The sequence below is a fragment of the Roseibium sp. RKSG952 genome, assembly GCF_009711355.1.
The window spans coordinates 1-367 of record NZ_SMMF01000209.1 but is presented as its reverse complement, the minus strand read 5'-3'; the positions used below and the strand labels follow the sequence as shown (position 1 = coordinate 367).

1 protein-coding gene is annotated in these 367 nt (G+C 54.2%); it reads right to left on the bottom strand.

The features are described from left to right. Nucleotides 1-39: 39 nt before the first annotated feature. On the bottom strand, nt 40-367 hold a 328-nt coding region (locus E1297_RS48790; RefSeq protein ID WP_196223085.1), incomplete at its 5' end, for a hypothetical protein.

Sequence of the window (367 nt, the reverse complement as noted above, 5' to 3'; positions counted from 1 at the left end):
TGTTACGCTGCAAAGGCAGCGTAACAGAGCGTTTGACGGTCAGGCTTTTGCCGGGAGTTTTACGTAACCAAGCTTTTCAAGAACGCGACCGAGCAAGAAACACAGGGGGACACCTGTATAGAGAATTGCCGACCCGAGGCGGTTGCCCTGATGGTTTTCAGGATCGCAACGATGTGCCATTTCCGTAGCCCAGGCTTTTGCGAGCGGAGCGACCATGCGTGTCAGAAATGGGCTTCGACGCATTTTTTCGACAAGCGGGATTGCCCAAGCGTGATATCCACGCTGGACGGTTGGCCCAAGAACCTCCCGTCCGTAATGGGAGTCCCATTTGTAGACTTCGGTCGGAATGACGCCGATTTCATGCATG